A 14,219-nucleotide genomic window follows, 5' to 3' on the forward strand; every position below is an offset into this window, starting at 1 on the left:
GCCGCTGAAATGGTTGATGCGGATATTCGATCGGGAGCGATCATTGTTTTGGATCACAGCCACGCACCCGCCGCCCCAGAAGGCGCAGAGGTGATCCAAGGCTTGAGCCAAACCCCTAAGCAGTTGTCTCCCAAGTATTTCTATGACGATCGGGGATCGCAACTCTTTGAGGACATTTGCCAGCTTCCGGAATATTATCCAACCCGTACAGAAGCTTGGATTTTGCAAACCTATGCCACCGAAATTGCTGCGATCACCGACAGCCATGAGCTGATTGAATTGGGCAGCGGCAGTTCTACCAAAACTCGCTTACTGTTGGATGCCTATCGATCGCTCTGGGCCGATCGCCCCGACACTTGCCACTATCTCCCGGTGGATATTAGTGGCGGCATTTTGCATAGCAGCGTGGTGCAACTGCAATCACAATATCCCGAATTTTGGATCCAGGGGCTGTTGGGAACCTATGACCAAGCTTTGGACTATTTAGCCCACAGCAATGAGCGATCGCGCCTCTTGTTTTTCCTGGGCAGTTCGATGGGTAATTTCTCCCCCGCAGACTTCGACAGCTTTGTCGATCGTGTGGCCCAATCGCTCAAGCCCGGTGACTATTTCCTGTTAGGAGTTGACCTTGAAAAAGACCTGGAAATCCTCAAGGCAGCCTATAACGATGCTCAGGGAGTGACGGCCGCCTTCAACTTGAACATGCTGGCCCATTTGAACCGGCGTTTTGGGGGAAATTTTGATCTCGATGCCTTTAGTCATGAAGCGGTTTATAACACCGCAGACTCGCAAATTGAGATGTATCTCCATTGCCACCGCGATTGCCGAGTGCAGTTCGATCGCCTGGATTTTGCCGTGAACTTCCAAGCAGGCGAGTCGATTTTGACGGAAATTTCCCGCAAGTTCCGGCTCGATCGCTTGCCCCAACAACTCGCAGCGCGCGGCCTCACCACCGTCAAAACCTGGAGCGATCCGCAGCAATGGTTTGGACTGCTGTTGTGTCAAGCAACAAAATTTTGACCAACACCACGATTATTGCCTGGGCAAAAATAGAAGATGAGCTTCCTTTGGGACTTCAATTAGTCAGCATCTTGTTTTCTTGAAGTTTCTAAATTGAGAGGGCAGGTCAATATTTGTCCTCTCAACTTTCTATTTTCTATCAGTGAGCATGGTGGCGCTAACTCGAACTAACGTTCAATTCATTTTAATTGGCCAGAATTGATAGAGTCAATACAGCACTCATTTTCAAATTGTGACCCTCTTTTTAAAGTTATCAGAAGCTATCCAATATCTGCCCACAATGCACAATCAATCATCTCTTCAAAGTCTTTTAGATTCATAGTAGCAAGCACAACCCTATGACCAGGAAATTGCTTCTTCAGATTGAGACATTGTGCAGACAGAATGCAGTCCACGTCAATATTTTTCTGATCCTTATTAGGCTTTCCCGCTTTTCTAGAGTTTGACCAAAGATCAGCCGCTATCCTTAAGTCATGAATATCAACTGTCAGAAAGGTGATTAATCCTTCTGCCCGGAGGCGATCCAACTCTTGAATACTTTCTTGGCTATTGATTCGTAGTAACTCGCGCCTCAGTTCGTAATCGCAAATATCCGATGAGTAGACCAAGTGTCCGCGAGATACCACTTTATATAGCCACTCTTGACACTGGCGAATCATATTTGATTGCGAGTTTTGATTAGTCAGGAATCCAAGGATATTTGAATCTAGGATAATGATCATTCAAGCCAAATATTTACAACGTTTTAAGCCCGCAATTCATCATTTAGCTCTGATTGAGCTTTTGAGACAGCCAAATCATTAATTTTTGATTATTTTTGATCTGAATTTCTTTTAAAAAAACAGATTCTTCCGTCAGTTCCCCATACAACTTCCTCTGTCGTTGATCAGAATCTTCAAGTTTATGAAGAATCGAATGAGCAGTATTACTCAAAGCCAGTAAATATGATTGGGCTTCAGGCTGATCATTTTCGATTTCAGGCTTCGGTTGCAAATCTTGATCCACTAAAATAGCTTGTGCAATAGACTCCACTTGCTCAATAGATTCATTGGAGAAATAGATCGAATAATTATCCACCCAGGATGATAGCTGGATTAGTCCTGTGTATAAAATTTGGTATTTTTCGAGTTCTGATCTTGAAGACTCCAGAGAGGATAAAATCAAGCCATGTATAATTAGAAGTTGATAAACTCCGTCCATTTGTTTTTCATATGCCTTTAGGTCTTGTAAAGAAAATTCCGAAAGAATTCCATCATATTTCAAGCGAATTTGCTTAAACAGAATTCGATATTGAGAAACAAATAAATCTAGTTTCTTGGCAAGGGTCTTGGTTCGGTTGATCTTTTGGGAAATTTCTAAAAGTTCCAATAAATCACGCTCAAGATCTCTTGAGATTGATTGATCATGACCAGTATGGAATAGTTTTTCTAAGAATTGCCAATCAAGCTGTTTGAAGTTCACCAATTCTGAATTAACTGAGGCCAGGGATTCAATTGAAGACTTTGTTACGGTGTTCATAATTTACACTTCCTAGTTTTTATTTAGTTTGTTTTATAGGGCTTAGATTGTTGATCCTAATATTGCTGGTTTAAGCAGGAAAGTGATCCAAGAAGTGATCCGAAACAGAGCCTTAAAGGATGTCTGAAAGCCAAAATTGCTACTCTGTACGATCCAGCGACCAACGCAAACAAGGGGCTTAAGCCCCTTCCACGATAATTGATGCTTGCCCCGTACTGAAAGATACTTCTCAGACATCCTCTTAGGACACTGATATTAAGGCAGGGAACCTCTGCCATTTGGTTATTTCAATTGTAGTACGCCACCCAGACTGAGGAAGTAAGGGTGATCTGCCACAACTATTTCACACAACCATGAGTTGAAGCAGTGAAGACGTGGTGGCGTTATTCAGTGCCGTGGCGGCGTTGATGCCAGTGCCAAGCATGGGACACGATCGCCTCTAAATCCGGGTATTCCGGTTGCCAGCCCAAAACGGACTGGGCCCGATCGCTGCTGCTGACCAACACGGGCGGATCACCAGCCCGACGATCGCGCTCCACCACAACGATCGGGCGTTGGGTGACCTGGCGAGCAGCGGCGATCGTTTCCTTCACGGAAAATCCGTTGCCATTGCCCAAATTAAATGCCGTAGATTCACCGCCGTTCAGCAAATATTCCAACCCCAACACATGGGCGTGGGCCAAGTCGTTCACATGGACATAATCCCGAATGCAAGTGCCATCGGGGGTGGGGTAATCTGTGCCGAAAATGGCGATGTTGTCCCGCTGGCCCAGGGCCGCCAGCAAAATCAGGGGAATCAGATGGGTTTCCGGCTGGTGATCTTCGCCCAGGTTGCCGGAGGGATCGGCTCCGGCGGCGTTGAAGTAGCGGAAGATGACCGATCGCAATCCATAGGCCAGATCAAAATCCCGCAACATGCGCTCGACGGTTAATTTAGACTCCCCGTAGGGATTAATCGGCAGTTGGGGATGATCTTCGGCAATTTTCGGGGTTTGGGGCACACCATAGGTGGCCGCCGTGGAGGAAAACACGAAATGGGGCACTTGGGCCGCCACCATGGCTTCCAACAGGGTCAAGGTTCCCACCACGTTGTTGCGATAGTATTTGGCGGGATCGGCGACGGACTCGCCCACGGCAATGTAGGCGGCAAAGTGCAGCACTGCTCCAATCTGGCGCTGGGCAAAGAGTCGATCGAGCAGGGGCCGATCGCCAATATCACCCACAATCAACTCAGCCTTCAGCACCGATTCCACAATCTCGCGGTGGCCGTAGCCCAAATTATCCAGCACAACCACCGGATAGCCGGCCTGTTGAAGCGCTAGAACGGTATGGGAGCCGATGTAGCCAGCGCCGCCGGTCACAAGAATGGTGGGTTTTGAGCAAGCGTCGGTCATGGGGGGCAGCGACGGGAATTACGGGGCGATCGCCATGAGAATTTTAGCTATTTCTTCTACCTTTCCTTATCCGCCCAGCAAAGGCGGCACGGAAATTCGCACTTACAACCTGCTGGCCCGCTTGGCCCAGCGCCACGCGGTCACCATTGCCACCCAGCGCCATCCCAGTGTCACCGATGACCATCTGGCCGCGCTCCGGGCAACTGTTGAGGAAGTGATGGTGTTTCCGCTGCCGCCGGATCCGGCCGCCAGCCGCAGTCCGCGCCAGTTGGCCCGCAAGGTGAAGCGGTTTGGGCAATCTTGGCTGAGGGGCACACCGCCCAATGTGTTGCATCGCTTTTCGCGGCCGATGCAGGCTTGGATTGATCAACAAATTGCGGCCGATCGCTTTGATGTGGTCACCTGCGAGCACAGTGTGAATGAAATCTATGTGCGGCCCGATTGGCAGCAACGCTACCCCAACCTGCGATCGATTGTGGATGTCCACAGTTCCGTTTACGGTTGGGCCAAGGGGCACCTGGATTTGGGTGCATCCCCCCACCCCACACGCGATTGGCTGTATTTACCCTTGCTCGCCCGCTACGAGCGCCGCTACGCCAACAAATTCAGCGCGATCGTCACCACCACCCCCGACGATCGGGACTACATGGCCCAATTTGCGCCCCAAGTGCCCGGTTTCGTCATTCCCAACGGGGTGGACTTGACCCTGTTTCCGCTGCGCGATCGGGATCCCGGGGGCTATGAGTTGGTGTTTGTGGGCGCGATGGATGCCACCCACAACATCGATGCGGTGAAGTTTTTTGTGAATGCCGTCCTGCCGCCGCTGCGATCGACCTATCCCGCCGCCACCTTTCGGATTGTGGGGGCCCGGCCCAGCGCTGAGGTGTTGGCCCTGGGCGATCGACCCGGCGTAGTCGTCACCGGCCCTGTGGATTCCATGGCCGCCGAGCTGCATCGGGCCTCCGTTTGCGTCGTGCCCCTGCGCACCGGGCTGGGCATCAAAAACAAAACCCTCGAGGCCATGGCGGCCGGCGTACCCGTCGTGGGGAGCGATCGGGGACTAGAGGGCTTGACGATCGACCACCCCCCCTTAGCCTTGCGGGCCAACCAACCCGCTGAATACATTGCCGCCATCGGTCGGTTGTGGGAATCTACGGAGTTGCGGGCCCAACTCTCCCAAGCGGCCCGAGCCTACGTGGAGCGCGACTTTAGCTGGGATCAGGCCGCCCAGGATTACGAAGCTGTTTTACAAAGCTCCCCACAACAGCCAGCTTTCACCTCTTTTTCCCTAAAAGGGCGATAAGGTCAACTTCGGCGGCCGGCTTCAACGGCCAGCAACATTGTCAGCAACCAATGATGGAATTAAGTATTAATGATGATCAGTAGTCAATGATTCAATTCATACTCTGGTGATAGTTTATACCCAAATCCTTCTTGATTGAATTTGATCGCTTTTGCCCCTTGGAATACTTTAGGAGAATCGCAGGGAGTGCTTAAATAGAATTATCAACCCCACCAGCTCAAGGATTTCCAACGATTGCTCAATCACCATGGTTAATTTTTAAAAGCGGAGCAGAATTTTCAGAGCAATTGCGGTTCACAAAGGAAGGTTTCTAAAAGGCTTCAAGCATTAAGGTCAGGGCTGAAATCAAGATTTGAACAGAGTTTTGGGTTGAATTTAAGCAGATTTAAACCAATCTTAAATTAGATCTAAAACATAGATCTAATTTGTTCAAAATGTGAGAAAATTCTGTTGATTGAAAAATTTAGCATCCTCGATCAACAGACCGCCCAGCTAGCCAGATCAGTCAAGACTGAAGAATCAGCCAAACGCTCATGGAGCAAATTTTGATCACTTTGTGATGATCCAGCCATGGTTCTCAGTCATTATCCAAACCTGATGTTCAAATCCTTTTAGGTATCTTGCAAATTGGCATTCTGGGTTCTGGATCAACTCTCAGCCGATGGTGATTCAGTGTTTAAGGGAATCGATCCCCACGTTCTTTACATCCAATGACCAACGTTGCTGCGGCTAATGCATCACCCTTTTTGGGCCAATTACTGGTCTTGGAACCGGACGAAACAGATCAGTTGAGATTTGCCGACTGTTTTCAGCGCTGGCCCTGGCTGGGTGAAGGGCATGTGGTGACTTCGATGCAGGCGGCGATCGCCCATTTGCGTCGGCAACCGGTGGAGATGGTGCTGCTCAATGGCTGTGCGATTCCTGAGATCGAGGCGGTCTTGGAACCGGCGGCAGGGGCTGAAAGCTGTCCCGCCAACAAGCCTGAAGACTGTTCCGATCGCAGCAACCAGCCCAGCGATCGCCCCGTAACCCCGATCGCGCAGGATCAACCCAACCTCCTCGACCCAGCCGCACCCAGCTTTCGGGAACTCTTGCAGCTCATGGAAGCCCAGGCGGTTCTTTGGCTGGTGATGGTTTCGGCGGATGCGGCCGATTTGGCCCTGGCGCTGGTGCAACGGGGCGCGGCCGATTATGTGGTGAAAGACGAAGCCGGAGCCTATCTCAAGCTATTGCCCATTACTGTGCAAAAAAGCTGGCAAACCTATCAGCAACAACGCCAATTACAGTGGCTGAATCATACGGTTCAAAGTTTGCCCGATGGTGTGTATGTGGCCGATGCCGGTGGGCAATTACTGTTTACCAATGACGCGCTGAAGGCGATTTGCGCGATCGAGCAGCAAAACCTGCAAGGGCAACCCATCACGACCCTTGGTCAACCCGCTTTGACCCGTTGGGTGCAACAACAGGCCCCGATCGCCGCTGATCTTCAGCAACCCTCTCACCGCCGGGATGTGGAATTAGCCATCCAACAGCCCGATCGACCAGCTCTCAGCATGTTGCTCTCGGAAACGTTCATCGATGATGGTTGCCAAGCCATTCGGGTGGGCGTGCTGAAGAATGTGCATTTTCTGAAGGAAGTACAGTCTTCCATTCACAGCGTTCAAAACAGCTTAAATAGCATTATTCAATCGCGAACTAACCAGCTTCAGGAGGCGATCGGGGAGTTACATCGCGAAAACCAAGAACGCATTAAATCTAAAATTTCTCTCCGTCTCAGTCGCGATTTTATTAATCGCCAACAGGTCTTTTTACGATCTGTTATTGACAATAATCCCAATTTGATTTTCGTGAAAGATTGGGAGGGTCGATATGTGCTCGCCAATCAAGCCATGGCGGACTATTACGGAACCACCGTTGATGAACTGCTGAATAAAACTGACGAAGAACTACTAGGGCCATCGGAAGCCAATGCTCGGTTTTTGAGCGAAAATCGCTTCGTCATTGAAAATCGCCAGGAACTCTTCTTACCTGAAGAAATGGTGATTCGGCGCACCATTACTCAGTCGGACTCGATCGCCTCAGTGGAGCAGGACGCTGCCCTCCTCGATGCTTCCCCAGAGACTGACTTAGCAACCAACGCCTTAGAAACTGCCTTGGAAATCACTTTATCGGGGGCGGTTGGTTCTTCTGGAGCGGGTTCCTGCAACGACCCAGTTGATGATCAATTTGGAACGAATCCAGCTATTCAATGGCTGCAATGGCACAAGTCGCCGATTTTTCTGCCCGCCAAGGGTGAATATGGAGTCTTGGGCGTAGGGGTTGATATTACGGCTCGTAAACAGGTGGAACTGGCCTTAGCAGAACAGGAAAAAAGTCTTTCGACCCTGGTGGCCAATTTGCCCGGCTATGTTTATCGAGTGGCGAATAATCCTGAATACTCCGCGCTTTTTGTTAGCGATGGGGTAACGGCCGTTACGGGCTATGAAGTTCGTGAATATTTAGTCGATCGCACCACCAGTTGCGGTCAAGAAATTCACCCCGAAGATGCCGATCGCGTTTGGAAAACCGTCCAAGCCGCCATCCAAACACAGGAACCCTATGAGTGCGAATATCGCATTCTCACCAAATTTGCTCAAGAAAAGTGGGTTTGGGAGCGGGGCAGCGGTGTTTATTCCGATGAAGGGAAATTACTGTTTTTAGAAGGGTTCGTCACGGATATTAGCGATCGCAAGGCCGCTGAACAGAACCTGCGCCAACTGAGCGATCGCCTGCAAGAGTCCCAGCGGATTGCCAAACTCGGCAATTGGCAAATCGATTTACAAAGCAACGCGCTCTATTGGTCCGATCAAGTTTTTGAGATTTTTGAAGTGGATGCCCAGCAATTTGGTGCATCCTATGAAGCCTTCATGGCCAGCGTTCATCCGGACGATCGGGAAATGGTCGATCGAGCCTATGAGCGCCATTTAGTCAACCATGAACCCTATTCCGTTATTCATCGATTGCTGTTGGCAGATGGACGCATTAAATATGTCCATGAGCAGTGCGAAACAACCTATGGCGAGGATGGCAAGCCCCTTTATTCCCAAGGAACAGTGCAAGATGTCACCGAGCAACACTTAGCAGAAATGGCCCGCGAACAGGCCGAACGAGCCTTGCATCAAGTGATTGAAGGCACGGCCACGGTGACCGGAGCACAGTTTTTCCCCAACTTAGTGCGGCACATTGCGGAAGCCCTGAATGTGGATTACGTGGTGGCCACGGAATTACGGGACGATCGCTTACAAACCCTCGGTGCTTGGGTTGATGGGCAACTGGGCAAGCATTTTGAGTTGGACTTAGAAAATACGCCATGTTCCCACATCTTGGAGCATGGTGAACTCTATTGTGAAACCGACGGACAATCCTGTTTTTCCATTTCCCGTTCCCTCTTTCCTGGGGCAGTTAATGGGCTGCTGGGCGTTGCCTTACAGGATGATCAAGGACGGGCGATCGGCAGTCTTTGCATTCTAGACCAACAGCCCTTTTTTGAAGAAAAACGCCAACAAGCCATGGCCCTTTTGCGAGTGTTGGCCTCCCGAGCCGGAGCCGAACTTCAGCGCAAACAGGCCAACGATGCCTTGGAGCAACTGAACCAAGATTTGGAAGCGCGGGTGTTGCAACGCACTTTGGAACTTCAGGCTCAGGAAGCACAACTGAGGGATTTATTTGATAATGCAACGGATTTAATTCAACGAATTGATCCCCAAGGGCGAATTTTATTGGTCAATCGGGTTTGGAAAGAAACCTTGGGCTATGGCGATGACGATTTAAACGATCTATCCATCTTTCAGGTTGTCCATCCTGCGGATCTAGAGAACTATCGCCAGTATCTAGAGCGCCTTTGCATGGGTGAAGCTTTTTTGGATATTGAAACTCGCTTTCTCAGCAAAGATGGTCAAGAAATTTTATTGGAAGGAAATGCCAACTGCGATTTTCAAGGGGGAAAGCCGATCGCCATTCGCAGCATGTTCCGCAATGTGACTGAGGGCAAACAAACCCGCAAAGCACTTCAGGAATCGCAGCAATTTTTGCAAACGGTTTTGAATACGTTTCCGCTCTTTGTGTTTTGGAAAGATTGCAATTCAGTGTATTTGGGTTGCAACCAAAACTTCGCAGTTTCGGCGGGTTTATCTTCACCGGAGGCGATCGTGGGTAAGACTGATTATGACTTACCCTGGGGAGTTAGCGAAGCTGAGCTATACCGAGCGGACGATCGGGAAGTGATTGAGTCTGGCATGGCCAAACTACATCTCATTGAGTCCCAAAAGCAACTGGACGGCTCCATGATCCAAATTGAAACCAACAAGGTTCCCCTCCGGGATTCGTCGGGAACGGTGATTGGGGTTTTGGGCATTTATCAAGACATTACCGATCGCCAAGCGGCAGAATTACAGTTGCAGCGAACCAATCAGCAACTGTTGCGAGCAACACGCTTAAAAGACGAGTTCATGGCCAACATGAGCCACGAATTGCGAACGCCCCTCAATGCCATTTTGGGGATGACTGAAAGCTTGCAAGAGGAAATTTTTGGGCCCATTACGCCCCAACAGGACTATGCGCTCAGGACGATCGACCAAAGTGGCACACACCTGCTAGCGCTCATTAACGACATTTTGGACATGGCCAAGATTGAGTCTGGCCAAATGGAGTTGGATTGGTCCATTACTGACCTAGTGCCCATGTGTCGATCGAGCCTGGTGTTCATTCAACAGCAGGCCACGAAAAAACGCATTGAACTGAACCTCAACAGCCCGGAAAATTTGCCAAATCTCTGGGTCGATGAACGACGACTGCGCCAGGTATTGATTAATTTGCTGAGCAATGCGGTGAAGTTCACGCCGGAAGGGGGCAAAATTACCCTTTCGATCGCCGTGACCCGCGAATCCTTAACGACAGAATCGGAATTCGTGCGATCGCGCTTTTTGCCCAAAATGAATCTCTACGGCCTGGCAACCCAGCCCCCAGCCCCGACAATGCCCACCACCCAACCCACGGCCTTCGTGCGCATTGCGGTGGCTGACACCGGAATTGGCATCGCCGCCGAAAATTTACCCAAGCTCTTTCAGCCCTTCATCCAAGTGGACGGGGCCCTGAATCGCCAATATGACGGCACGGGGTTGGGCTTGGCGCTGGTGAAGCAAATTGTGGAACTACACCAGGGCTGTGTGGATGTGGTGAGCGAAGTGGGGGTGGGCAGTTGCTTCACGATCGAACTTCCCCTGCTGACCCCGCCGCCGAACCAAACCCCTTAAGCAAGGTGCAAATCAGCAAGGCGCAAAACCACCAGCCGGACGGCATCCGGCCCAGTAACTAGCCCAGTCTTGTAGTAGCGTGGCTGCCTTAATTCGCTGGGTTAAATGACATGGCCGTTACCGTCACCCGATCGTTAAGCAGCAAGGGGCTTAAGCCCCTTGTTACCACGACTGGCTCCGCAACTTTGACCCAATGTATTAAGCCTATCGTGCTAGTAGGTTGGGTTGAGGTACGAAACCCAACAACAGCAAGATTCCTGGTGATCTAGCCCAATGATTCAGACTGGTGATCAGCCCTAAATCCCGGCCCCATCAAAGAACTCTTCCAAAGCCCGATCGCTCAACCGGCAGCGCTTTCCCGCTGGGTCATCACCATTCACAAGATTGAGTTGGCTCAGTTGGCGCTGGGCCGCCGTCACCTCCGCGGCCACCTTGGCGATCCGTTCCCAATCACAGAGGGTCAAGTCTTCGCAGGGGCGCTCCGTCGCACCCACGGCCACTGGCACTTGGGCCCGTTCCGCTTCCATCTCCTCAATCCGTCGCTCCAGGGTTTCGATGCGATCGAGCAGGGCCCGAATGGCCTGAGCTTCCGAGTCCGGCAGCTTACCATGCTCCAGCGGATCCACCCGCACGCCCGATCGATAGACCACCCGGCCGGGCACGCCCACCACCGTGCAATCGGCCGGCACATCCCGCAAAACCACGGAACCAGCCCCAATTCGCACATTTTCGCCAATATTCAAATTGCCGAGCACCTTGGCTCCGGCCCCCACCACCACGTTGTCACCCAAGGTGGGGTGGCGCTTGCCGCTTTCCTTGCCCGTGCCCCCCAGGGTCACCCCCTGGTAAATCAAGCAATAGTCGCCCACAATCGCCGTTTCACCAATCACAACGCCCATGCCGTGATCGATAAACACGCCTTGCCCGATCGTTGCGCCCGGGTGAATTTCAATCCCGGTCAGCAGTCGTCCAATGTGGGAAATCAGCCGAGGCACAAAGGGTAACTGGCGATGTTGCAGCCAATGGGCCAGCCGATGGAGCATCAGCGCTTGCAACCCCGGATAGCAAAAAAGCACCTCTAGCCAATTGCGGGCGGCGGGGTCCCGATCGAAGATGATGCGAAAGTCAGCAATGAGAGCGTTTAGCACGGTTGGGCGGCCTGAAAGCTTCAAGGTTGTGTTGCATCGATTACAAAATCACTTTTAATCCTACTGCCTACCGACCGAGACGCGGGGGGGTGGGGCCACCGAACCCGAACCGAAGTATTGGGGGAAGCGTTTTGGCTCAGGTCACAGACTCCACCCAGCGACATAAACCCCGGGAATCGGTCAGGGAACTGGGCGATCGGGCCGAAACATTTCAGTTGCGGTGGCAAGGGTCCACTCAGCGTCATCAGAGCTGCGGTTTCTGGGGGCAAGATCTGGTAATTTTTGCGACTTCTAGCGCATTGAAATACGGATGTTTGTATACCGATCTAGTCGTTGATCGCACTCGCTCAGACAATTAACTCACGGGTTATATTATTGATTCTTGATTGCATTTCTTAATGCCATTTCAAGAAAGCACCTGATAGATTGGGATCGACTTTGACGGTGGCCTTAGCCTTCTGAAATTACACAAAAAAGATAGTGAATTCACGTTTCATCCCTCATGAATCGTTAAATTTATCCATTTTTCAGGGTTTGCATCAATCCATTGAGGTTACAACCAAACATAGTCAGCCCACGGCTTGGGGCTGTTGCGGCTTGAGCTGCCCTAAAATTCGCAATCAATGAATTTTCCACTGCCCTCTCCTCACTCGACGGCAGCGATGTCCCACTCCACGATGAAAGTAAAGATCAAGGGGCGATCGCGCTGGCTCAGCCATTGGCAACGACGCATCAGCAATTGGCACTTCAGCCAAAAGATCGCGTTGGGCTATATTTTGGCGATCGCCACGGGGGCCGTTGGCTCCTTGGCGGGCATCGCCCTGGCGGATCATTTCCAAGGGCGCGGGGTGGCCCAACTGCACGACGCAACCACGCAAGTTCAGCTCCTGAGTGACTTACGCAGCAACTTGCAGGCGGCTCGCCTCGCCATTGATGAAGCGGGGGATGATGAAATTCCCGCCGCACAACGGCAACTGTTCCAACAGGACGCGATCGGGGCGATCCAAGCAGCCCGCGACTTAGCCAACGAGCTAACCGCCTATCTCAAGCAAAATCCCCAATGGCTGGCCGATCGCCCCGATCGCCTGTTGCACTTGGCCAATCAAAGCGTGGCGGATCTTCAGGAATATGCCAATCAGCAAATGCTGATGCAGCAGGCGGACGCGGCCAACCAATCGGCCGCCCAGAAGGAAGCCAAAGAGGCAGCGGAGGCCCTGGAGTGGAAAGCGCTGGCCGGGGCCGATCGCAACCTGGCCCGGCTGGTGATCATGGCCCATGGCCAGGCGGAGCAGGCGGAAGTGTTGCTCGAAGAGGCCCAAGGCCTGGAAAAGGGCATTGTGATCCTGAGCCTGTTGCTGTCGGCGGCGGTGGCGGGGGTGATTGCGATGCGGGTCACGCGGGCGATCGTCAATCCCCTGGTGCGGGCGGCCACGGTGGCCCAAGGGGTGGCGGAAACCGGCGACTTCAGTCAACGGGTGGGCATCACCAGCCAAGACGAAGTGGGATCCCTGGCCCAAGCCCTCGACACGCTGATTGAGCGGGTGGCCGAGCGCAATCAGGAGTTGGCGGACGCGGCGGATTTGGCCAGCTCCCAAGCCCGCACCCTCTACAGAACTCTGATGGATTTGCGCCGCACCCAAGCGCAACTGATCCAAACGGAAAAAATGTCGCTGCTGGGGCAGGTGGTGGCGGGGGTGGCCCACGAAATCAATAACCCCACCAGTTTTATCTACGGCAACCTGATCCATGTCACGGAGGGGGTGAGCCATCTGCTGGAGTTGCTGACGCTGTATGAGGCGGGCCATGGCCCCCACAGCCCAGAGATCCGATCGCTCGTGGAACAGTTGGATTTGGAATTCGTGCGGGAAGATTTGCCGCAACTGATGGCTTCCATGCGATCGGGCGCGGAACGCATCCGGGCGATCGTTCTGTCGTTGCGGTTGTTTGCCCGTTTGGATGAGGCGGAGGTGAAGGCGATCGACCTGCCCCAAAGCCTGGACAGCGTGCTCACCATTTTGGGATCGCGCCTTTGTGCCCAAGCTCGCCGCCCTGCCATTGTGGTGCAGTTGGACTATGGGCCTGTGCCCCCGATCGAGTGCTATGCGGGTCAGCTCAATCAGGTGCTCATGCACATTCTGACCAACGCGATCGATGCGATGGATGAGGCTTTTCGCCAACAGCCCGATCGGCCCCTGACCCTGAAGCTCACCACCCGCACCCTTGACCCAGATTCGGTCAGCCTGGCGATCACCGACAGCGGCTTGGGCATTCCCGTCAGTGAACAATCGCGGATTTTTGAGTTGTTTTACACCACCAAGCCCGTGGGCAAAGGCTCGGGCATGGGTCTGGCGATCGCCCAGCAAGTGATTGTTGAAAAGCACGGCGGCACGATCGATTGCGAATCGGGCAATTGGGGAACGACGTTTACGCTGAAGTTACCGGTTCGACTCGCGATCGCCGATCCAGCCCAACCAGCTACTCACACAGCGCTTACCTCCCATGAAGATGACTGTGAGGTTTCGCAATCATGAGAATTTTCGCTCAA

At 52.2% G+C, this 14,219-nt stretch carries 8 protein-coding genes; 4 read left to right on the top strand and 4 right to left on the bottom strand.

From position 1 onward, the window contains the following. Nucleotides 1–9 precede the first annotated feature (9 nt). Nucleotides 10–1,020, top strand: coding sequence for an L-histidine N(alpha)-methyltransferase (gene egtD / locus AC2IAX_RS09500; RefSeq protein ID WP_494390344.1), 1,011 nt, complete (start codon nucleotides 10–12; stop codon nucleotides 1,018–1,020). Nucleotides 1,021–1,280: 260 nt separating this feature from the next. Here egtD and AC2IAX_RS09505 read toward each other — a convergent pair whose 3' ends face one another. From AC2IAX_RS09505 to galE, 3 genes are all read right to left on the bottom strand, one after another. Then, complete coding sequence (locus AC2IAX_RS09505) at nucleotides 1,281–1,742, bottom strand: type II toxin-antitoxin system VapC family toxin (RefSeq protein WP_494387301.1); 462 nt, start codon at nucleotides 1,740–1,742, stop codon at nucleotides 1,281–1,283. Between the two features lie 43 nt (nucleotides 1,743–1,785). Continuing rightward, nucleotides 1,786–2,538, bottom strand: coding sequence for a hypothetical protein (locus AC2IAX_RS09510; RefSeq protein ID WP_494387302.1), 753 nt, complete (start codon nucleotides 2,536–2,538; stop codon nucleotides 1,786–1,788). 383 nt (nucleotides 2,539–2,921) lie between these two features. Then, on the bottom strand, nucleotides 2,922–3,932 hold the full coding sequence (galE, locus tag AC2IAX_RS09515; protein ID WP_494387303.1) for a UDP-glucose 4-epimerase GalE: 1,011 nt from the start codon (nucleotides 3,930–3,932) through the stop codon (nucleotides 2,922–2,924). Between the two features lie 34 nt (nucleotides 3,933–3,966). On the opposite strand from galE, the gene AC2IAX_RS09520 reads away from it, so the two are divergent. Both AC2IAX_RS09520 and AC2IAX_RS09525 read left to right on the top strand, forming a co-directional pair. Continuing rightward, the gene (locus AC2IAX_RS09520; protein ID WP_494390345.1) at nucleotides 3,967–5,235 is read left to right on the top strand and encodes a glycosyltransferase family 4 protein; all 1,269 of its coding nucleotides are present in this window, start codon (nucleotides 3,967–3,969) and stop codon (nucleotides 5,233–5,235) included. A 710-nt stretch (nucleotides 5,236–5,945) separates the two neighbouring features. Beyond that, nucleotides 5,946–10,526 (top strand): PAS domain S-box protein, encoded by a 4,581-nt coding sequence (locus AC2IAX_RS09525; RefSeq protein ID WP_494387304.1) that lies wholly within the window; start codon nucleotides 5,946–5,948, stop codon nucleotides 10,524–10,526. Between the two features lie 296 nt (nucleotides 10,527–10,822). Here AC2IAX_RS09525 and cysE read toward each other — a convergent pair whose 3' ends face one another. Next, entirely contained in the window at nucleotides 10,823–11,674 is an 852-nt protein-coding gene (gene cysE / locus AC2IAX_RS09530) for a serine O-acetyltransferase (RefSeq protein WP_494387305.1), read from the bottom strand. Nucleotides 11,675–12,351: 677 nt separating this feature from the next. Here cysE and AC2IAX_RS09535 point away from each other — a divergent pair. Next, a complete protein-coding gene (locus AC2IAX_RS09535; RefSeq protein ID WP_494387306.1) occupies nucleotides 12,352–14,205 on the top strand; it encodes a sensor histidine kinase in 1,854 nt (617 codons plus the stop codon). The last annotated feature ends 14 nt before the right edge of the window (nucleotides 14,206–14,219 follow it).

This window comes from Limnothrix sp. HT2024, from assembly GCF_059138625.1.